The following is an 18,504-nucleotide window of genomic DNA, read 5'->3' on the forward strand; positions in this document are numbered from 1 at the left end:
GTTTCGGTGCGGCCAAAGCGCATCGAAACCCCCATCATTGTGCCGTTATTCCATTGCTTCAAGCAATGTTTCCCCGGCAGAGATATCACATTCGCCGGGGTTTGATTCCGCATTCAGGATCGTCACGACCCCGTTGTCGACAAGCATCGAATAGCGCTTGGACCGGTTCACAAAACCCACTGGCGGCGCACTGAAATTCATGCCGATCGCTGTGGTAAATTCACTTTCCGCATCGGCCAGCATGGTGATGCCGGTTTCGATGGCGCGGGTGCTGTCGCCCCAGGCCTTCATCACGAACGGATCATTAACAGCCACGCAGATGATCTCATCCACGCCTTTGGCCTTGAAGTCATCAATCGTGATCATGAAGCTAGGCACATGCGCGGTCGAACATGTGCCGGTATAGGCCCCCGGTAGCCCAAAGATCACGACTTTACGGTTTTCCAGCTTATCAGCCAACGCGACCTGCTTTGGTCCATCCTCGTCCATCTGCAGCAATGTTGCTTGCGGCAACGTGTCGCCTTTTTTGATCGTCATTTCATTAGCCCCTGTTCGCAATTGTGTCTGGTGACGCTTCCCATATAGAGTTCAGCAAAACAAGAGGCTACTCACGCAAAGGAAACTCCTCATGACCCATGTTGTCGTCGCCGGTGCCGGGCAAGCCGGTGCCTCGGTTGTGGCAAAACTGCGCAGTGATGGCTTTGACGGACAAATCACGCTGATTGGGGCAGAACCGGTTCCACCCTATCAACGCCCCCCGCTTTCAAAGGCTTATCTGCTTGGGGAAATGGCGGAAGAGCGGCTCTATCTGCGTCCGCAGACCTATTATGAGGACAATGACATCGTGCTGCGTCTGAATACCCGGGTTGTGGCGATTGACCCGGCGGCAAAGCAGGTCACGCTGAATGATGACACGCAGCTGGCTTATGATGATCTGGTTCTGACACTCGGCGCACATCCGCGCACGCTACCTGCCGAAATCGGCGGAATGCTGGATGGTGTCTTTGCGGTGCGTGATCTTGCCGATGCAGATGCGATGGCCCCGGCCTTTGCAGCCGGAAAGCATGTGCTGATTATTGGCGGCGGGTATATCGGGCTTGAGGCTGCGGCGGTCGCATCAAAGCTGGGGCTGCAGGTAACCCTTGTGGAAATGGCCGACCGTATCCTGCAACGCGTGGCGGCCCCCGAAACGTCGGACTATTTCCGGGCGCTGCACCGCGAACATGGCGTTGATATTCGCGAAGGCGTGGGCCTTGATCATCTGATCGGTGATGATCACGTCACCGGCGCGAAACTGACCGATGGCACCGAATTGCAAATCGACTTTGCCATCGTCGGCGTCGGGATCAACCCAGCGAGTATCCTGGCCGATAGCGCCGGGCTGGCGGTTGCAAATGGCATTGTGACCGACAGCCATGGCCGCAGCTCACACCCGCATATCTGGGCGGCGGGCGATTGCGCGACTTGCCTGTTTGAGGGTGCGCAGGTCCGGTTGGAAAGCGTCGGCAATGCAATTGATCAGGCCGAGGCTGTCGCCAAGAACATCATGGGTGCCGACGCCCCCTATCAGCCAAAACCGTGGTTCTGGTCAGATCAATATGATTGCAAGCTGCAGATTGCTGGGCTGAATATCGGCTATACCGATGTCTATATCCGCCCCGGCGGCGCGCCAGGCGTCCAGTCCAATTGGTATTACAAAGGCGCCAGCCTGATCGCGGTTGATGCCATGAATGATCCGCGCAATTACATGATCGGCAAGCGCCTGATTGAGGCAGGGCGGAGCCCAGACCCCGCCGCGATTATGGATCCCGCCACCGATATGAAAGCGCTTTTGAAACCGTGAGGATCATTGGCGGCACCCATCGCGGCACCGCATTGGTTGCGGTGGGCAAGGGCGACCATGCCGCGCATCTGCGCCCCACGACGGACCGGGTGCGCGAAAGCCTTTTCAACATGCTGCAAGGTGGCCGATTTGATGATCCGATCAACGGATCGCGTGTACTTGATCTGTTTGCGGGGACCGGCGCCCTGGGGCTTGAGGCGCTGTCGCGCGGTGCGGCCCATATCACATTCGTCGATAGCGGACGCGCCGCACAAAAGCTGATCCGCGGGAACATCAGTAAGCTGCGCAGGCAGGATGACACAACGCTTCTGGGCATCGATGCCAAAGCACTGCCCGACGGCGTACCTTGCGATCTGATCTTTCTTGATCCGCCTTACGGCCAAAACCTGGGCGCGCCAGTTCTGGATGCCGCCCGGGCCAAGGGGTGGATTGGTACAGACGCCCTGATTGTCTGGGAAGAAAGCCGCGCTCAGATCGCGCCGCCGGGTTTTGTCAGCCTTGATCAACGCCGTTATGGCGATACTTGGATAAGTCTTTTGCGCTATGAACCCTGAACTTGTGATTTTTGATTGCGACGGCGTGCTGGTCGACACCGAGAACCTGACCTGCCGGGTGATTTCCCTGAACCTGAACCGGCACGGGTTTGCCATTACGCCAGAGGATACCCATACGCTTTTTGCCGGGGGTACAATCGCCTCTGCCGGGGCCGAGGCCGTGCGGCGCGGTGCCAGCCTGCCTGCCGACTGGGTCGATCAGATGTACACAGAAATCTTCGATGCGCTGCGTCAAGGTGTGGACGTCATCGACGGTGTCACAGAACTAATTGATCTGCTGGCCCAAAACGGTGTTGCGATGGCCATCGCCTCAAACGGACCAGTGGCGAAGATGGAAATCACATTGCGCCCCTCGGGCCTTTGGGATGCTTTCGCCGGGCGGATTTATTCGGGTCATGACCATACACCCAAACCCGCGCCAGATATGCTGTTGCGGATCATGGAAGACGCCGAGGTCAGCGCAGCACAGACAGTCATGATTGACGATATGCCCAGTGGGTGCCAGGCCGCGCGGGCCGCTGGCATCACGTGTTTTGGCTATGTGGCTGACGGCGATCCGGCCCGTATTGATGGGACAGGGGCGATCCCTGCCCCATCGATGACTGCTATCATCAATGCACTGAAATTGCGCTGATGGGTCAAATCAGATAGTCTGCGGCTATGACCGATGTGGCAGGCTTTCCCAGCAAATTGCAGATGGACGCACCCAAAACAGCGACCGTGAAACTGCCTGCCCCGGTCCCGTTCTCAGCGCCAGTTTTGGTCAGCGATTGCGCCACGCCGATTGCAGGGGAAACCGTGCTCAAACTGCTGTGGAACCGGTTGGATTGCAAATCAGATGACGATTGAAGTCTCTGACAACCTGCAATTTGACCCGACGGAAACGCTTTGCCCAGACGTATAAGCGCAAGGCACAACCATAACGGATGACCAAACAGCCAGGGGGCACCTATGAAACGATCTATCTTGCGGACAACAACCCTTTTCCTGCCTTTTCTAGGCCTACCAGCAATGGCCGCAGCGGATGAAGCACGCCTGGCCGAGATCGCGACTTTCTTTTCTGAGGCCAACGTGATCGCAGGCCCTGATCTTGTCGATTGCACATTGTCCGGCGGGGCCGAGACAACCTGTTTTCGGATCACGGTTGCCCCGACACCGCCAACACATGAGACCGGCCCATGGTGCCCTACGAATATCAGCGACGGCCCAGAGGCGGGCGGCATCTGGTTCTATGATGGCGAAACGGTGGATGTTGATGGCGATTTCATCGCGAATTTGGCCACGCTTTATGGCGATACGAATTGGCAACTCTTTGATCAGGACACCGGGGACATTCGCTTTACCGGCACGCTTGAAGCCTGCGAAGCCGCCGCCCGCCCGGACGTTGACCCCGAATATCAAAACCACTGCGTCCAATGCCTGCCAGAATACATGCCCGATGACGCCAGCCTGACCTATGTGATCCCGCTGGAACCTGTGTTATCAGACACGCCTGCCCGGACCAATCAGGCAGGATCGGGCATTGCGTTTAACGGCGGCCGTCTTGACGGCCCCGCCCCGGTCGATGCGATCTTGGGGGCATATACGATTGCCGCATTCGACGATTGCGGCGGCCATGTGAACCCTCATGTGGGTTATCACTATCACGCCGTCACCGATTGCCTGGATGAAAGCCCAAATAGCTCTGGTCCGATCACCACCGAAGAAATCACCGCCACAGGCCAAGGGCCGCAGATTGGGATCGCGATGGATGGCTTTCAGATCTTCGGCCACCACATGGCCGATGGTAGCGACCCGGTCGGGTTGGATGCCTGCAACGGACATGCAAGCGATGATCTAGACTATCATTATCATGCCGGGGCCGCAGGATCGAACGCTATCCTTGGATGCCTGACCGCCCAGACAGGATGCACGCTTGCCGATCCAAATGGCACTTGCGATGCGTCGCAAAGGCCGCGGCGCCCATAACGACGCTTGTGCATCAGACAAACAAAAAGGCGCGGCAGGTCTCTCTGCCGCGCCTTTTATTTCAGATTATTCGCGTCTTAACGCAGACGCTGCCCATTGGCCAAAACATGACCTTCAGCATTGATTTCCAGCTTGGATTCCAGACGGTCATCGCCAGTTGAGCGTGCAAACATGCCCATCATCATGCGCGGCGCCATCAAATCCTGCTCGGCAATCAGGCCCATGGCAACAAGGTTGTCCATCAACCCGTTGATGCCGCTTCCCTCGATGACCACATCCCCTTCTGGCTTTGGCAGCGGGGCAAAGGTGGTCATATCGCTGCTGTCAAAGGTGAATTCACCAACGCCGGTCACAGCTGCGCCTGCAACACTGACATTCAACCGATCCAACGAAACAGATTCCAATTCAAACGGCATATCGTTTGAATAGATCAGGTCTTCGGGGTTCAGCATGTCGATCAATGGTTTCGCAAGACCAGAAATGGCAAACTGAACGGTCGCAGGATCGCGGGGCAGGACGGTGCCTGGGTCAAACAAGTTCCAAACCAAATCATTCAGCGTCAGATCGACCAAATCGAGGCTGAGACCAAATTCACGTGCTTCCTCGGACTTAGACAAAGGCATTTCGAAAGCGACACCGTACTGGGCCAAGCCGACTTCAACCGGGAATGGCAGCTGGCTTGCGGTGACATTCACAGCGAGGTCATTGAGCGCAACATCATAAGAAATCCCATCATTTGAGAAATCCATATCCAAAGTCGTCTCGCCATTGCTCGCGGATCCGGCGAGCTGATCGCCATCGACATCAATGTCAAAAATGCCGGCCATATTGTCGACCGCGTAGTTGATGCGATAGGACAGGCCATCCGCAAATGCAGCCTCTGGATTTTCCATATCAAAATCGAGCGGCACAACCGCCTGACCCTCCATGTTAAACCCTTCATATTTGCCGCTGATCGTGACGTATTCACCATCACTTTCGGGGATTGCCACATCGACCAACAAATCAAGCGAGGCCATCGAACCCTCAAAATCGACGGTGCGCATGTCGTTGACCTGCATGTTGTAGACGCTTCGCACATCATTGGCCACGAAACGCGCATCGGCGGTAAAGGTTTCATCACCTTCCGTAATGTCGACCAACGCAAAGGTATAAGTGTCAGCGCGCAAATCATAGCTAAGCGCGCCAGGATCACCGCTGACAATCATTTCAAAGCCGGTTTGGCTCACTTCGAAATTTACTTCGAGGCCGAAATCATCCTTTAGTGACGCTGGAAAGCTGTCTTCCATCGTGACAGCAACCGAACCATCACCCTGCTCAACGAATGTGACATCACCCAGGTCAATGTCGATAGTAACATCTTCATCAGAGAAATTGACGACCAGATCGCTGACGGTCAGCGTATCACCAGACTGATTTTCACCGCCGATAGACACAGCATCTTCGCCATAAATGGCGATCTGGGCTTTCCAATCTTCCCAAACCTCAGCGGCGGTCACATCAGCCTGTGCCGCACCACCTGCAATCAATGCAGCGCCACAAACGGCACCTTTTAATCCGGCTGAATATTTCATTAAAAAATCCCTTTCGTTATGTCTCTTTCACCGCTCCCCCCTGACCCGTATCATGGCCCAAAGAGAGTCCTATCAAACCATTAGATAGCGACAGGAAACCTGAATCGAAAGGGACCGGCATGAAAAAGATTGATATGGTGGGGAAAACCGTACTTATCACCGGCGCAAGTCGCGGGATCGGTGCCGCCGCTGCGCGGGCCTTTGCCGATGCGGGGGCGAATGTTGCGCTGGTCGCGCGCGGCACCGACGAGATTGCGCAAATCGCAGGCGAAATTGGTCCGAACGCTTTGGCCATTCCATGCGATGTTTCGCGCTTTGCCGAAGTCGAAAAAGCCATCGCCGCGACCGCCCAGACCTTTGGTGGGCTTGATGTGCTGATTAACAATGCAGGCGCCATCGACCCGATCGGGCATCTGGTGCAGACCGACCCCGAAGCCTGGGGGCGAACGATCGATATCAACCTCAAAGGGGTGATGTATGGCATGCGTGCCGCCATGCCAGGCATGATTGCGCAGGGGCATGGGACGATTATCAATATTTCATCGGGTGCAGCACATGGACCCGTGGAAGGTTGGACCGCATATTGCAGCTCAAAGGCGGGGGCATTCATGTTGACCCGTGCCGCCGATCTGGAAGCCCGCGAAAAAGGGTTGCGCGTATTGGGCTTGTCGCCCGGCACAGTGGCCACCCAGATGCAGCGCGATATCAAAGCATCCGGGATCAACCCGGTCAGCCAATTGGATTGGTCCGTCCACATCCCGCCCGAATGGCCAGCACAGGCCCTGCTATGGATGTGCACGCCCGAGGCCGATGCGTTTCTGGGACAAGATGTTAGCCTGCGCGATGAAGATATTCGGGCCAAGGTCGGCCTATCGTGATCAGTTACGAAAGAGATGGGGATCTTTGGATCGTCACCATCAACCGCCCCGAAAAGGCAGGCGCCCTAAGCCGGAAAATGCTGGGCGATCTGGCCGACATTGTCGAAAACGCAACCACCTGCAAGGCCTTGATCCTGACCGGCACAGGCAAGGTTTTTAGCGCAGGCGCCGATCTGGACGAAGCTTATGCCGGGCTTGCCACCGATCCTCTTTGGGAGCGGGTGTCATCGGCTGTTGCCGCTGTGCCGGGGCTGACAATCGCTGCGCTGAACGGGACTGTGGCAGGCGGGGCGTTTGGAATGACCCTGGCTTGCGATTTGCGGATTGCAGTGCCGGGCGCGCAGTTCTTTTACCCTGTGATGCGGCTTGGCTTTCGGCCGCCACCCTCCGATCCAAAGCGGTTGAAGGCACTGATCGGCCCGTCCCGGGCAAAGATGATCCTGACGGCCGGGCAAAGGATCAGCGCCCAGCAAGCCGCGGACTGGGGGCTGATCGACCGCATGGTGCCCAAGGATATTGTGCAGGAGGCCAAGCTGCTTGCCAAAGACGCCCTGAACGCCGAGCTGTCCCATATTAACGGCATCAAACAGATGATCTGAACCGGGCCGGTTGTCCTTTGCCCAGTTTGACGACAAAAAAGGGATACCAGAACGGGGTGGATACGCATGGAAGAAGACCTGCCATTGATTGAACAAGCCAGAGCCGCATTCGATCAAGGGGTGCAACTGGCCCAAGAATGGCTGTTGTCGCCCGCTGCATGGTCGCAATTCGGGCTGTTGATCGGGGCATATCTGCTGGCGCGGATCGCAAACCGAATGCTCGAAGCGCGCCTGACAAATATTTTGACACCGCCAGAGGACAGCACATCTGCTTTCGCATCCGCACGGCGCTTTGTGCTGATCTTCATCCCATTGCTACTGCCGCTTTTGGCCTATGGTTTCACCGCGATGGGCGAGGCCGTCACGCGGTCAATCTTTGGCTCAGGCGCTGTAATCGCCTTTGGGAAACGGGTCTTTTTGTTCCTGGCGGCGCGGGCGCTGGCCAAACATATCATCACCGACCCTTTCCTGAAATTGCTTGGTAAATTCGTTTTGGTGCCGGTTGCGGCACTTTATGCGTTAGGCTTTCTGGACCAGGTCCTGATCGCGCTGGACGCGACACGCGTTAGCTTGGGGAATATCAATTTCTCGGTCTTGGCGATTATACGCGGCGTGATCGCAGGCAGCGTGCTGTTCTGGCTTGGCCAATGGTCCAACTCGCAATCTGCAGCCTATATTGAAAAACAGCCGATGCGGCCTGCTATCCGACAATTGACGGCCAAAGCATCTGAGTTCGCGATCTTCGGCCTGGCCTTCCTGCTATTGACGAACATCATGGGGATCAGCCTCAGCTCGCTCGCGATTATCGGGGGTGCTGTGGGTGTGGGGCTCGGGTTTGGTCTGCAAAAGATCGCGTCAAACTTTATCTCGGGCGTGATCCTTTTGATTGAAGGGCAGGCAACCGTTGGGGACTATGTCGAACTGGACGGCGGCGAGGCAGGGACAATCATCAAGATGACCGCCCGCGCCACAATTCTTGAGACATTCGACGGGCGCTGGATCGTTGTTCCAAATGAGGATTTCATCACAACGCGGGTGGTCAATTATTCCGACGCTGGATCGGCCAACCGGTTAGAGGTGCCGTTCTCAGTCAGTTACGACACCGATATCAACAAAATCCCCGCCATTATCGAAGCCGCCGTGGCAACCCACCCCGGTGTACTATCAGAGCCAGAAAAGCCCGATTGCGAATTGCGTGGGTTCGGCGATAGCGGGATCGATTTTGGTGTCGAGTTCTGGGTGGAAGGCATTGATGACGGCAAGAACAAATTTGCCTCCGATGTGCTGTTCCTGATCTGGAATGCACTGAAAGACAATGACATCGAAATCCCCTATCCGCATCGCGTGATCGAGATGAAAGGGCCCATGCCCACGTGAGCGATGCAGTTGTGATCGGGGCAGGTCCGGCAGGTCTGATGGCCGCCGAAACCCTTGGCCGGGCCGGTGTATCTGTCACAATCATTGACGCGATGCCTTCGGTTGGGCGCAAATTCTTGATGGCCGGTAAATCGGGGCTAAACCTGACCAAGGCCGAACCGATGGACAGGTTTATCGCAGCTTTTGGCAACATCCCCCCGGTGATGCAAAAGTCTTTGGCGGCCTTTGGTCCCGATCAGGTCATCGCCTGGGCGCATGATCTGAACCAAGCGACATTTACCGGAACAACCGGGCGAGTATTTCCCGACGCGATGAAGGCCTCGCCTTTGCTGCGTGCATGGATGGCCCGGCTTGGGGCGTTGGGCGGGTCGATACAGACCCGTTGGCGCTGGGATGGCTGGCAAGGAACGGACCTGCGTTTTGAAACGCCGGACGGGATGCGTCTGATAAAGGCAGGGGCAACAATCCTGGCACTGGGCGGTGCAAGCTGGGCGCGTCTGGGGGCAAATGGCGCCTGGACCCGATTTTTGCCGAATGACGTGACCCCGTTTCTGCCCGCGAATATGGGGTTTGTCGTCAATTGGTCGAGCCATATGGCCCCCCATTTTGGCCAGCCGGTCAAGGCTGTGGGGCTGCGCGCAGGGGATAAGATAAGCCGCGGTGAATTTGTGCTGTCTGCAAAAGGCATTGAAGGCGGCGGCATCTATGCAGTCTCTCAGGCCATGCGCGCAGGGGCGCAGCTTTATCTCGATCTGCTGCCCGATTGGTCTTTGCCTCAAATACGCGATGGCTTGGCTAAACCACGGGGCAAAGCCAGCCTATCGAACCATCTGCGCAAAGTGTTGCGGCTTGACCCCCTACGCCTGGCCCTTTTGAACGAATTTGGGCGCCCCTTTCCAGATGATTTGGCGGGTTTGATAAAGGCGCTTCCGATGACGCATCAGGGTCCGCGCCCCATCGATCAGGCCATTTCGACAGCCGGGGGGCTACGTTTTGACGCTTTGGACGACAATCTGATGCTACGGGGCCGCCCGGGCGTGTTTTGCGCTGGTGAAATGCTGGATTGGGAAGCGCCCACGGGCGGTTATTTGATCACCGGATGTCTGGCAACGGGCCGCTGGGCGGGGCTGGGCGCCGCTGATTATCTAAGGGCGTCCAAAAGATAGCACCTTGCGGTGTCATCCCGCGATTTGGTCGATCATGCGACCAAAAGCAGCTCCGCGGGTTGAAATCCGTAAAAATCCAAATCCCATTGATAGCGGTCTTCGATCATGCGCGTGGCCTCGGGGCTGTAACGCGCGCTAACAGGTTGATGAACCCGTAGCGTATCAATCGGACGCGCCCCGAAATGAGGTTTGATCCCGATATTATGGAAAATCTCGGGCAAATCCCGTTCGGCCGTTTCGGCCTTCACCACATGTGTAACCCGGTCCTGACACCAATCAAGGGCCGACCATGCGCCAAAACGGCGCCAACGGGGTCCGGCAGCTGTCATAGCGGCCCCATTTCCATTCGGCCGGGTACCGGCCAGCCAGGTGGTAAAATCGGGTACCGTCACGCCGACGCGCCGACGCATCCGCCAAACCCGGTCAGTCGCGGCAATACGGTCATAAAGCTGCGCCATCTTCGTCAAGGGGTTTCGGACAATCGCGACGCGCGTGTAATTGCGGAAGGCGTAGCCCGCCATATCAAAGGCCAGCTCAGCCTCTGCCGGGGACATACCTTGGAAAAAATGGCTTCCCATGCCTTTATGGCGCTGAAGCGGCTGATCCATCCATGGTAGAAGCGCATGGGTCATCCATGGGCAAGCGCCCATCGGATCTGGAAACAGAATGAAACGGTAACGATGTGATACTAACATACAGAAACTTTGCGGCATATTAGTTAACAAACCATTTACACGCATAAGGTGTGTTTTTGTTGCAGGAATTCCATCAAGATCATTGACCATTTCCAAGTTGCCCGCAGCGCGGTAGACCTTGCGCATCTATCGGGTGGAGTGACCATGACAAAAAGAGCCGTTTTTCTGATAGCATCGGCCTTGCCGCTTATCTGGGGTGCCGCAGCGCAGGCGCAGGATGTCCCTATCAACTACTCGCTTTTTGGCACGCCAGGGCTGTTGGATATGCCGTCGGCCCATACTGCGCCCGAAGGCACATTGGCCACATCTTTATCCTATCAAGAAGGGCTGCTGCGCGCCACGGCAACGTTCCAATTGACAAACCGGCTGTCGGCCAGCGCCCGTTATTCTATCGTCGATTTATATAATGATGACGCCACCGCCGTTGAAACAGGCGAGTTTGAGCGCAGCTTTGATCTACATTACCGATTAAATAACGAAGGCACCTATCTGCCGGCCTTTGCCGTCGGGATCAGAGATATGTTCACGCCGGGCGCGTTTTCATCCGAATATATCGTGGCCACGAAATCGATTGGTGATCGGTTGACTGTCACAGGCGGCATCGGATGGGGGGCCATGGGCACGCGCGATAGTTTCAGCAACCCGTTTTCCGGTCTCGATGACCGGCCTGTCTTTGTCGATACAGGCGAGGTTGGCGGGCAGCTTGGCTCTGACTATTGGTTTCGCGGGGAAGCTGCAGCCTTTGGCGGTGTCACCTATCAGCTCAATGAAAAATGGGGTTTTGTGGGCGAATATTCGTCGATTGCCTATCCGCAAACAGGCCTATCGCCCGCTTTAGAGGCGGAATCGCCCTATAATCTTAGCGTCATCTATCGGCCACGCCCGGGCGTCCAACTGTCGCTTGCATCGCTTTATGGAAGCGAAGTTGCCCTGTCTGGCACATTTACGCTGAACGCAAATAATCGCCCAAGCCTGAGCGGTTTTGAAAAGGCCCCTGCCCCGATCAAAGGCCGCAGCGCCGCTGAGCGCCATGAGACCACATGGGATCGCAGCACCCTGCCCGAAGCAGGTTTGCGCAACGCCATGAGCGCCCTGTTGGATATCGAGGGGCTGACCCTGACCGGTCTGGACGTCACCGACACCACGGCGCGGGTGCGTTATACCAACGGGCGGTTCAGATCAGATGCCCAAGCCATGGGCCGGGTCGCACGGATGATGACGCAAGTCATGCCAAACTCGGTTGAGACTTTCATCCTTGAACCCGAAGCACGGGGTATTCCGCTGTCAGCGGCCACCTTTGCCCGGTCCGATCTGGAAAACCTGGAAACACGGCCCGGTGCGGCTGCAGCCTCTTTCCAACGGGCCATGTTTGGGGATGCGGGCCAGGTTGGCGATGTAACCCGGGTTGACGCTGATGAGGGCGGCTTTAGCTGGGGGCTTAGCCCTTATCTGTCGATCAACGCATTCAGCAGTGACGGATCGGTAAGCGTCGACACCGGGCTTAACCTGAAAGGCCGGTATGAATTCTCACCCCGGCTTGTCGCTTCAGGAACCATCCGGCAAAGCTTTATCAAGGCAGATCCCGCCGATCCAGGCGTGGATACCGATGATATTCAAAATGTCCGCACCAATGGGTCATTCTATGGCGATGACGGGGTGCCGGTTTTGCAGAACCTTACGCTGGCCTATTTCGGCCGCCCTGCACCAAATTTCTACAGCCGGGCCACTGTCGGCTATCTTGAAGGAATGTATGGCGGCATCTCGACCGAGCTGCTTTGGAAACCCGTCGAAAGCCGGTTCGGGCTGGGGGGCGAGCTGAACTATGTCGCGCAGCGCGACACGGATATGGCATTCGGGTTTGACGAATTCGACTATGATGTCGTCACCGGGCACCTGTCCGCCTATTACGACCTTGGAAACGGGTACCATACCCAGCTTGATGTGGGGCGTTATCTGGCGGGCGACTGGGGGGCGACCGTGTCGGTGGATCGCGAATATGACAACGGTGTCCGGGTCGGCGCTTACTTCACGCAAACCGAGCTGAGCTACGACGATTTCGGGTCAGGGTCCTATAACAAGGGCGTGCGCATCTCGATCCCGCAGGATTTCTTGACGGGCAACCCCAGCACTAGCAGCTATGGAACGACCATTCGGACACGGGTCGGCGACGGCGGGGCACGTGTTCAGGTGGATGGGCGGCTTTACGATATCGTGCGCGATGCACATACCAGCGATCTGGAAGATACATGGGGACGGTTCTGGCGATGATCCATAGTTTCAAGAATATCATTCTGGCCGCTGCAATTGCTGGTCTGACGGCATGCGGATCAATCGGTGATGACGGGGTCGGCGCACAACTGGCGGATGTTGCGACGGGGCTTGTCTCTGGCCAGTCTGCCGAAGCGGCACCAAGCGCGGCGGTGATCACCGAAGAGGAATTGGTCAATAATCCGGGCAAGTTCATGCGGGTGAATATGCGCCGGCTGGACCGTTGGGATACGATGGTGCCTGCGGCGACAAATGGGGCACGCGTCACCTGGGTGGATAGCGAAAATAATACGGTTACGCTGGAAAACGGGATCATTGTCGCAACCCGCGGCTTGCCCCGTGACATCATGGGGGCAAGCGCAAATGGGACTTGGGCTGCGATCCGCGCGGGTGGCGGAAACGCGCAAAGAACGCATGAATTCCTGGATGACAATGACCAGATTTCGCAAGAACTGTTGCAATGCAGCATCGATTTTAAGGGGGCAGACACGGTCAATCGGCTCAGCCAATCGCTGAATTCGCGCAAATTTGAAGAGATTTGTCGCGGCGAAACGCTCCAATTGACCAATATTTATTGGCTAAATGGCTCTGGACAGCTTCTGCGCAGCCTTCAAGCGATTTCACCGGATGCCGGATATTTGCAAATCGATATCTTCTGAAGTTTTACGCCCACCCCCTTGGTTTTTGCGTAAGGGCCTGATTTAAGGAAGCAATGTGGCGAGCCCCCGGGCTTTCGCCCGACTACGCATTAATTGGAGTACCGACATGCGCTTTACAACAACTCTCGCCGCCGCAGCCGCTCTGGCTGTTTCCGGTTTCGCCGCTCAGGCTGGTGGTCTTTCTGACGAAGTCATGGAAGCACCTGTCGTAGCAGTTGAGCCTGCACCCGAGCCAGCAGGTTCGTCCATCAACAGCACATACGTGATCGTTGGTGTTCTGGCTGCTCTGGTTATCGCAGCTGCAGTTGCCGCTGAAGACGACGACGAATAAGTCTCTGGCGCAGATCGCGCCTGTTAGATTTTGTACACAAGGCAGGCTTCGGTCTGCCTTGTGTCGTTTTAGGACTTACCTGCGCGTCATCATCGCCAGCCGGATCAAGGTACGCTCCATCAATGCGGATTGCGGCGCTGTGCTGGCTGAACGCAGCTGCAAATCGACATCCGTTAATGCCGTCAGCGCCCGTTCCAAACGGTCACGCCCCCATTGCCCGGCCTGCCGCTCGATCTTGTTACGGCGGGGGCCAAAGACAGGTGGGCGCAGCTTGCCGATACCTGCCCCGACACCGCCAGGGTCAGAGGCAACGACATGTAGCCGTCTGAAGTGGCGCATCGCACCGATACAGAGCGTCACAGGGATGACGCCTTGCGCATACAAGTTCCGCAGCACCGGACCCAGTTGCTCAGCTTGGCCGAACGTGACCACATCCAACACATCATCAACATCCACCTCAGCCGATTGCGGGGCATTTGCCATGACATCAGCAATGGTCAGCGGCGCGGTTTCGCCTTGCATATAAAGCCCGACCTTTTCCAAGGTCTGCCGAAAATCGCCGGGCTCCAGGCTGCTTGCCAGCGACAGTAACGCATCCATCACATCACGATCCGGCTGGGGCAGGCCAGCACGCGCCAACGCCTGTTCAATATCCGCGATTGAGGGCGGGTCATCATAGATGCCAATGGCCACGGCATTAGGATGACCCTCAAAAAGCTTGCGCAGCGCCGATTTTGCAGTCAATTGGCCAGCTGTCACAACCACCTGCGCATCGCCTGCCTGCCAATCAGACAAGGTGGGGGTCAGGGTTTTGGCAAGCCCGTCTGTTGCGTCCTCAACAAAGGCCACGCGGTGGCCGGGAAAGAACCCCTGGGCTTTGATGGCATCATCAAGCAATGCGGGGTCTTTGCGCAGATCGGCGGCATTGATGCGGGTCAACCGCATCTCTTCTTCGCCTTGCGGGCCAACCAATGCGGCAATGGCCTCTTGCCGTTTGGCTGCAACCCGCATCGGGTCAGCGCCAAAAATCAAAAGCCCCATATGCGACGGGTCCGGCTTGCGGAAATAGGAATTCGCCGCCGTCCCGGTCAGTTTCATGCGGGCAGATCCAATGAGAGGATCATTAGCTGACTAACCACCCGATCGGCCAAAATGACAGATAGGCGGGCGGCCGCGTCGGTTTCAGCGGCCTGGGTGGCCGTCGTCGATCCGGTCGTCGCATAGCCGGTAAAGGCCTGCACCGTACCGCGATCTACCTCTTGGCCTGTTCCGCTATCTGTAAGAACCCAGCGCGCGGTGCCGATCACGTTAAACCGGGTCGTGTCCCCATCCGACGTGATCGCGGATGTCTGACGCTCTTCGGTCTTCGTGATCTTCAGCAAATACCGGGGCTGCGCCGCCACACCAAGCCGGCGCTCAAGCTGGCTGCGGATACGAAAACCATCGACGGTCTCATCTGTCTCATAGGCGACCTGCCCGTGCAGGGCGGCATCTTCCCCATAGATCGGCGCAAAACCGCAACCTGCAAGGGCAAAAAGCCCCAGCAAGGAGGTGCGGCGCGTGGGGCGATCAAATGACAATGTTCACAATCCGTCCCGGTACGATAATCAGCTTTTTCGGCGCAGCACCTGCCAAGGCGGTCTGCACCACCTCAAGTTCCATCACAACAGCCTCAATCGCATCTTTTGCGGCATCGGCAGGCACGACAATCTCGGCGCGACGTTTACCGTTGATCTGAATGGGCATGGTGACCTTGTCCTCAACCAACATCGCCTCATCGGCAACGGGCCAAGGTGCATCAGCGATGATACCCTCGCCGCCGAGCATGGCCCAGATTTCCTCGGACAAATGCGGGGTCATCGGCGACATCAATTGCACCAAGACACGGGCGGCCAGGCGTTTCGTCTCACCCCCTGCCTTGGATTTGGCAAGCACATTGGTAAAGGCGTAAAGCTTTGCAATTGCAGCATTAAATCCAAATGTCTCAACCCCCATGGTGACATCATGGATGGCCTTATGCATCGCGCGCAGAAGATCGTCATCCGCATCTGTCATCCCATCCGGCATCGCAGCAATATCAATGCAGACCCGATAAACACGGCTCAGATGCTTGAACGCCGCATCAGCCCCAGAGGCGGTCCATTCCACATCCCGTTCCGGAGGGCTGTCGGACAACACAAACCAACGGGCGGTGTCGGCGCCGTATTTCGCGATGATATCATCAGGGTCGACGACGTTCTTCTTGGATTTGGACATCTTGGCCGATGGAATGATCTGAACCTCAGTCCCGTCTGCCAGTTTCCTGTCGGTGACATCTTCGGGCAGGTGATACACCGGGCGGTCCTTGTCATCGCGGGTTTGGTAAATCTCATGCGTGACCATGCCTTGGGTGAACAAAGCATTAAACGGCTCTGATGTGCCTTGCGGCAAATGGCCTGTCATATTCATCGCACGGGCAAAGAAGCGGCTGTAAAGCAGATGCAAGATCGCATGCTCAATCCCGCCGATATATTGGTCCACATTCATCCAATAGGCGGCATCATCAATGTCGGTCGGCGTGGTCGCATGGGGGGCTGTGAAGCGCGCGAAATACCATGACGAATCGACGAAAGTGTCCATCGTGTCCGTCTCGCGCTTGGCGGGCTTGCCACAAGCGGGGCAAGCACAATCGCGCCACGTAGGGTGACGGTCCAGCGGATTGCCGGGGATATCAAAGCTGACATCATAAGGCAGCTCAATCGGCAGGTTTTCTTTCTTCTCCGGCACGGCACCACAATCGTCGCAATGGACGATGGGGATCGGGCAGCCCCAATAGCGCTGACGGCTCAGGCCCCAATCGCGCAGGCGATATTTGGTAACACCTTTGCCCAAGCCATGGGCCTCAAAGTAATCGATGGTAGCATCTATCGCCTCTTGGCTTGTGGCCTCGGTGATCCCGGCAAAATGATCGATAAAGACCACTTTCTCGGTCTTGGCCGGGACCAAAGCGGTGTTTTCAACCGGAACATCCTCGCCCGGCATATAAAACGCATTTTGCACAGGCAGATCATATTTGCGGGCGAAATCCAGATCGCGTTGATCATGCGCGGGGCAGCCAAAAACAGCACCGGTGCCGTAATCCATCAAAACAAAATTGCCGACCCAGACGGGCAATTCTTGATCAGGGTAGATCGGGTGTTTGACGCGAATGCCGGTATCCAGACCTTTCTTTTCGGCCTTTTCCATCGCGGCTTCGGTGGTGTCCATCTTGCGGGTTTCAGCGACGAAATCGGCAAGGTCCGGATTGTCTGCAGCCAAAGCCTGGGCCACGGGATGCTCAGCCGAAATCGCCACAAAGCTGGCGCCGCGCATCGTGTCAGGCCGTGTCGAGTAACAAACGATCGGATCGCCGCCATCCAAGCGCTGAAACGGAATTTCGATCCCGCGTGACTTACCGATCCAGTTGGATTGCATCAGCTTGACCTTTGCAGGCCAGTCGTCCAGCCCGTCGATGGCCGACAGTAATTCCTCGGAATAGTCACTGATTTTAAAGAACCATTGAACCAGCTCGCGCCGCTCAACCTCAGCGCCCGAGCGCCAGCCTTTGCCGTCGATGACCTGCTCATTGGCCAGAACGGTCATATCAACCGGATCCCAATTCACGACGGCCTTCTTGCGGTAAATCAGGTCTTTGGCCAAAAAGTCGATGAACAAGGCCTGCTGCTGGCCATAGTATTCCGGATCGCAGGTGGCAAATTCACGGGTCCAATCCAGGGTCCAGCCCAACGGCTTCATCTGGGCCTTCATCTCGGCGATGTTCTGATAGGTCCAATCCTTGGGATGGCCGCCCGAGGCCATGGCGGCATTCTCAGCGGGCATCCCAAAGGCGTCCCACCCCATCGGATGCAACACGCTATGGCCGGTGGCGCGTTTGTAGCGGGCGATCACATCACCCATCGTGTAGTTGCGCACATGGCCCATATGGATGCGGCCCGAGGGGTAGGGAAACATCTCAAGCACATAATACTTGGGTTTATCGTCGCTGCGGACAGCCTTAAAGGTTTCGGCCGAGTCCCAGGCGTCTTGCCATTTGGGCTCAATCTCAGCAGGGGAATAGGTGGTCATGGCTTGGGTCTTTCACATGCAAACGCCGGGCAGCGGGCCCGGCGTCAAAGATAATCGGGCGAGGTGCCGATGGCTAGAGCGCGCCGTCAGCAATACGTAGTTGACGGGCCCGGGCGAGGATCGCGTCTTCAACAGCACGCCGCGTCTCAACAGCGACCAAAGCATTTCCGGTCTGAAGCGACAGGTTCAGCGAGCGGGCATCCATTGCCGGATCAGTGATGTGGATCGTTGCACGATAGGCGCGGCCACCGCCCGGCGGCGTACCAAAACCGGTAGTGATTATACCGGTAAAGGGGTCAGCAGATTCCACGGGCAGAAAGTCCAGCACATCCAGCGAGGCGGCCCAAAGGTAGCGGTTCACCGCAACATTCTCTGCCCCGCGGGGAGTGGGTGCCTGCCCGCCGCCACATGCAGCAAAGGTTAGGGTCAGCAAACCCAGCAGCATTGCGCGTCCGATGCGTATCATAGCCGTCAAAACACTTTCCCTT

19 protein-coding genes are annotated in these 18,504 nt (G+C 56.9%); 12 read left to right on the forward strand and 7 right to left on the reverse strand.

What is annotated here, in order from left to right; translation table 11 throughout:
* Positions 1–45 precede the first annotated feature (45 nt).
* Positions 46–537, reverse strand: a complete 492-nt coding sequence (locus AABB29_RS04885) for a peroxiredoxin (RefSeq protein WP_341368010.1) — start codon at positions 535–537, stop codon at positions 46–48.
* 91 nt (positions 538–628) lie between these two features.
* On the opposite strand from AABB29_RS04885, the gene AABB29_RS04890 reads away from it, so the two are divergent.
* From AABB29_RS04890 to AABB29_RS04910, 5 genes are all read left to right on the forward strand, one after another.
* Positions 629–1,843: an FAD-dependent oxidoreductase gene (locus AABB29_RS04890; RefSeq protein ID WP_341368009.1), complete on the forward strand. Its 1,215-nt coding sequence runs from the start codon at positions 629–631 to the stop codon at positions 1,841–1,843.
* Positions 1,840–2,397 (forward strand): 16S rRNA (guanine(966)-N(2))-methyltransferase RsmD, encoded by a 558-nt coding sequence (rsmD, locus tag AABB29_RS04895; protein ID WP_341368008.1) that lies wholly within the window; start codon positions 1,840–1,842, stop codon positions 2,395–2,397. Before AABB29_RS04890 ends, rsmD begins: the two co-directional genes overlap by 4 nt.
* Positions 2,387–3,031 (forward strand): HAD family phosphatase, encoded by a 645-nt coding sequence (locus AABB29_RS04900; protein WP_341368007.1) that lies wholly within the window; start codon positions 2,387–2,389, stop codon positions 3,029–3,031. The genes rsmD and AABB29_RS04900 overlap by 11 nt, the downstream gene beginning before the upstream one ends.
* 26 nt (positions 3,032–3,057) lie before the next feature.
* The gene (locus AABB29_RS04905) at positions 3,058–3,246 is read left to right on the forward strand and encodes a hypothetical protein (protein WP_341368006.1); all 189 of its coding nucleotides are present in this window, start codon (positions 3,058–3,060) and stop codon (positions 3,244–3,246) included.
* Between the two features lie 102 nt (positions 3,247–3,348).
* Entirely contained in the window at positions 3,349–4,365 is a 1,017-nt protein-coding gene (locus tag AABB29_RS04910) for a YHYH protein (protein WP_341368005.1), read from the forward strand.
* Positions 4,366–4,442: 77 nt separating this feature from the next.
* Here the strand turns inward: AABB29_RS04910 and AABB29_RS04915 are convergent, their stop codons facing one another.
* Positions 4,443–5,939: a DUF2125 domain-containing protein gene (locus tag AABB29_RS04915; RefSeq protein WP_341368004.1), complete on the reverse strand. Its 1,497-nt coding sequence runs from the start codon at positions 5,937–5,939 to the stop codon at positions 4,443–4,445.
* Between the two features lie 119 nt (positions 5,940–6,058).
* Here AABB29_RS04915 and AABB29_RS04920 point away from each other — a divergent pair, with 119 nt between their 5' ends.
* The 4 genes from AABB29_RS04920 to AABB29_RS04935 all read left to right on the forward strand — a co-directional run bounded on the left by AABB29_RS04920 (position 6,059) and on the right by AABB29_RS04935 (position 9,959).
* Entirely contained in the window at positions 6,059–6,817 is a 759-nt protein-coding gene (locus AABB29_RS04920; RefSeq protein ID WP_341368003.1) for an SDR family oxidoreductase, read from the forward strand.
* Positions 6,814–7,416: an enoyl-CoA hydratase/isomerase family protein gene (locus tag AABB29_RS04925; RefSeq protein ID WP_341368002.1), complete on the forward strand. Its 603-nt coding sequence runs from the start codon at positions 6,814–6,816 to the stop codon at positions 7,414–7,416. The genes AABB29_RS04920 and AABB29_RS04925 overlap by 4 nt, the downstream gene beginning before the upstream one ends.
* Positions 7,417–7,482: 66 nt before the next feature.
* Positions 7,483–8,793: a mechanosensitive ion channel domain-containing protein gene (locus AABB29_RS04930; protein ID WP_341368001.1), complete on the forward strand. Its 1,311-nt coding sequence runs from the start codon at positions 7,483–7,485 to the stop codon at positions 8,791–8,793.
* Positions 8,790–9,959 (forward strand): TIGR03862 family flavoprotein, encoded by a 1,170-nt coding sequence (locus AABB29_RS04935; protein WP_341368000.1) that lies wholly within the window; start codon positions 8,790–8,792, stop codon positions 9,957–9,959. Before AABB29_RS04930 ends, AABB29_RS04935 begins: the two co-directional genes overlap by 4 nt.
* A gap of 32 nt (positions 9,960–9,991) precedes the next feature.
* Here the strand turns inward: AABB29_RS04935 and AABB29_RS04940 are convergent, their stop codons facing one another.
* Entirely contained in the window at positions 9,992–10,591 is a 600-nt protein-coding gene (locus tag AABB29_RS04940) for a hypothetical protein (RefSeq protein ID WP_341367999.1), read from the reverse strand.
* A gap of 207 nt (positions 10,592–10,798) precedes the next feature.
* Between AABB29_RS04940 and AABB29_RS04945 the strand changes: the two genes are divergently transcribed.
* The 3 genes from AABB29_RS04945 to AABB29_RS04955 all read left to right on the forward strand — a co-directional run bounded on the left by AABB29_RS04945 (position 10,799) and on the right by AABB29_RS04955 (position 13,912).
* Entirely contained in the window at positions 10,799–12,922 is a 2,124-nt protein-coding gene (locus AABB29_RS04945) for a YjbH domain-containing protein (protein ID WP_373636803.1), read from the forward strand.
* Positions 12,919–13,581, forward strand: coding sequence for a YjbF family lipoprotein (locus AABB29_RS04950; RefSeq protein WP_373636804.1), 663 nt, complete (start codon positions 12,919–12,921; stop codon positions 13,579–13,581). The genes AABB29_RS04945 and AABB29_RS04950 overlap by 4 nt, the downstream gene beginning before the upstream one ends.
* A 106-nt stretch (positions 13,582–13,687) precedes the next feature.
* Positions 13,688–13,912, forward strand: coding sequence for a hypothetical protein (locus AABB29_RS04955; RefSeq protein ID WP_341367995.1), 225 nt, complete (start codon positions 13,688–13,690; stop codon positions 13,910–13,912).
* 75 nt (positions 13,913–13,987) lie between these two features.
* Here AABB29_RS04955 and holA read toward each other — a convergent pair whose 3' ends face one another.
* From holA to AABB29_RS04975, 4 genes are all read right to left on the reverse strand, one after another.
* Positions 13,988–15,010, reverse strand: coding sequence for a DNA polymerase III subunit delta (gene holA, locus AABB29_RS04960; RefSeq protein WP_341367994.1), 1,023 nt, complete (start codon positions 15,008–15,010; stop codon positions 13,988–13,990).
* Positions 15,007–15,492, reverse strand: a complete 486-nt coding sequence (gene lptE, locus AABB29_RS04965; RefSeq protein WP_341367993.1) for an LPS assembly lipoprotein LptE — start codon at positions 15,490–15,492, stop codon at positions 15,007–15,009. Before lptE ends, holA begins: the two co-directional genes overlap by 4 nt.
* Positions 15,482–18,016: a leucine--tRNA ligase gene (gene leuS / locus AABB29_RS04970; RefSeq protein WP_341367992.1), complete on the reverse strand. Its 2,535-nt coding sequence runs from the start codon at positions 18,014–18,016 to the stop codon at positions 15,482–15,484. Before leuS ends, lptE begins: the two co-directional genes overlap by 11 nt.
* Before the next feature lie 73 nt (positions 18,017–18,089).
* Positions 18,090–18,461, reverse strand: coding sequence for a DUF3576 domain-containing protein (locus AABB29_RS04975; protein WP_373636900.1), 372 nt, complete (start codon positions 18,459–18,461; stop codon positions 18,090–18,092).
* Positions 18,462–18,504: the final 43 nt, after the last annotated feature.

It is taken from the genome of Yoonia sp. BS5-3 (assembly GCF_038069655.2).
Classification (GTDB): domain Bacteria; phylum Pseudomonadota; class Alphaproteobacteria; order Rhodobacterales; family Rhodobacteraceae; genus Yoonia; species Yoonia phaeophyticola.

Bases quoted from the DNA above. Each gene is read 5' to 3' on its own strand.
- AABB29_RS04930 (WP_341368001.1), top strand. From the start codon at position 7,483: ATGGAAGAAGACCTGCCATTGATTGAACAAGCCAGAGCCGCATTCGAT.
- holA (WP_341367994.1), bottom strand. From the start codon at position 15,010: ATGAAACTGACCGGGACGGCGGCGAATTCCTATTTCCGCAAGCCGGAC.
- AABB29_RS04975 (WP_373636900.1), bottom strand. From the start codon at position 18,461: ATGCTGCTGGGTTTGCTGACCCTAACCTTTGCTGCATGTGGCGGCGGG.
- AABB29_RS04885 (WP_341368010.1), bottom strand. From the start codon at position 537: ATGACGATCAAAAAAGGCGACACGTTGCCGCAAGCAACATTGCTGCAG.
- AABB29_RS04945 (WP_373636803.1), top strand. From the start codon at position 10,799: ATGACAAAAAGAGCCGTTTTTCTGATAGCATCGGCCTTGCCGCTTATC.
- AABB29_RS04955 (WP_341367995.1), top strand. From the start codon at position 13,688: ATGCGCTTTACAACAACTCTCGCCGCCGCAGCCGCTCTGGCTGTTTCC.
- AABB29_RS04910 (WP_341368005.1), top strand. From the start codon at position 3,349: ATGAAACGATCTATCTTGCGGACAACAACCCTTTTCCTGCCTTTTCTA.
- AABB29_RS04950 (WP_373636804.1), top strand. From the start codon at position 12,919: ATGATCCATAGTTTCAAGAATATCATTCTGGCCGCTGCAATTGCTGGT.
- AABB29_RS04940 (WP_341367999.1), bottom strand. From the start codon at position 10,591: ATGACCCATGCGCTTCTACCATGGATGGATCAGCCGCTTCAGCGCCAT.
- leuS (WP_341367992.1), bottom strand. From the start codon at position 18,016: ATGACCACCTATTCCCCTGCTGAGATTGAGCCCAAATGGCAAGACGCC.
- AABB29_RS04890 (WP_341368009.1), top strand. From the start codon at position 629: ATGACCCATGTTGTCGTCGCCGGTGCCGGGCAAGCCGGTGCCTCGGTT.
- AABB29_RS04905 (WP_341368006.1), top strand. From the start codon at position 3,058: ATGACCGATGTGGCAGGCTTTCCCAGCAAATTGCAGATGGACGCACCC.
- AABB29_RS04915 (WP_341368004.1), bottom strand. From the start codon at position 5,939: ATGAAATATTCAGCCGGATTAAAAGGTGCCGTTTGTGGCGCTGCATTG.
- AABB29_RS04900 (WP_341368007.1), top strand. From the start codon at position 2,387: ATGAACCCTGAACTTGTGATTTTTGATTGCGACGGCGTGCTGGTCGAC.
- AABB29_RS04920 (WP_341368003.1), top strand. From the start codon at position 6,059: ATGAAAAAGATTGATATGGTGGGGAAAACCGTACTTATCACCGGCGCA.